We start from the raw sequence: 1365 nt of genomic DNA on the forward strand, positions 1-1365 counted from the left end.
GTTCAGGAGAGCAAAACGAGATCTTCTCCGTTCCCTCACCCGTCCAGATTCTTTTCTCTATTTCCATTCCTTTACTGAAGAAACCACCATCATGATGATACCGAAGAGGAGCAGCCCGAAGAATATCCCCGCAAGGTCCGAGACCATCCGGGCCACGGCGTTTCCGGCATACCACGCTACCGCGAGCGCGACAACCATCGAAAGGAGCCCGAGGAACCAGTCGCTCACCACATCCGACCGGACGAACGGCAGGTCGATATGTCGCATCCAGCCCCGCTTTGCCGAGACCGCCCACAGGAGCGCGAAGAGGGCGGTGACGAAGAGGACGGCATCCCACCGGCCGGCAAGCGGCTGCATCGCTGCTGCGATAAGGAGCGCGATGATCAGGGTGATGAGGATCGCGGGAAATGCGGGTATCCGTCCGGTGTCTGCCATGGATCTCTCTTCATGGTTTTCAGATAAAGAGTAGTGGGATCTGCTGCCATTCCGGTTATTGTTCCGGGTCCGTGTACGAGACAGAAAGCTGGACGGTGCTGTCCGTGTAACAGATACTTCCCTCACCTCCGAACGTGCCGAAGACGTACACGTCATGGTTGAGCGGGATGAAGGTCTCGACAACGATGATCTCCTCCTTTTCAGGAAGCTCGATCCCCCGCTTTGCTAACAGGGTCTGCACTCCTTCGGGCAGGCTGATACCGGAGACAAACGTATGGACCCTTGCATCGATCCGGCTCGTTGCGGTCACAACGGAAACCGTTGTCCGATCGGTTGTTGTCCTCCGGCCACCGGAGCCCGAGGCCCGGCGGCTGTGACGGGTCACGATCGGGGCATCGAACCCGCAGAGCATTGCGAGCGCCGGTTCGGCGATCCGGATGTTCATGGCATCCTGGAAGAACGACCCGGGCAGGCCGGCGGCTGTGAACTGGCCGGCAACCAGGCCTGACACGAGATCCGCTCCAGTTTTGAAATAGGCAAAGGTACCCGATGCCTGCACAGTATACTGCGCTCCTCCCGAGAGAACGACAAAATCGCCGCTGGTCTCGAAGAACATCACGCCCTCCACACCCTCGATTTTTTGGCCGTCCGACCCGAGCGGGATACCATTGATGCGGATCCGGGTAGTGGAACGCGAACCGGTGATCGCCGATTCCCGGGAAAAGACAAACATGCTATAGAACGCGACGTGCTCACCGGTCGATGGGAGGAGGAGGTCCGGTGCAGCGGCTTTTCCCTGCACCAGGATGGGGGCGCGCTTGGCGTTCACGGGCTTTGTTTTTAATGCGGCGACCAGCTGCCTGCGCTTGGCTTTTGTTACGCGGGCATGCAGGTACGAGTAGAGAATGGGACCGGCAATCAGGAGCAGGA

2 protein-coding genes are annotated in these 1365 nt (G+C 59.0%); both read right to left on the minus strand.

Annotated elements, in window-relative coordinates:
- Positions 1–57: 57 nt before the first annotated feature.
- Positions 58–435, minus strand: coding sequence for a hypothetical protein (locus tag CW742_RS13240; RefSeq protein ID WP_292421148.1), 378 nt, complete (start codon positions 433–435; stop codon positions 58–60).
- A gap of 55 nt (positions 436–490) precedes the next feature.
- Positions 491–1365 (minus strand): hypothetical protein (locus CW742_RS13245; RefSeq protein WP_292421150.1); only part of this gene is annotated, 875 nt, incomplete at its 5' end.

Source organism: Methanoregula sp. (assembly GCF_002835825.1).
GTDB lineage: Archaea > Halobacteriota > Methanomicrobia > Methanomicrobiales > Methanospirillaceae > Methanoregula.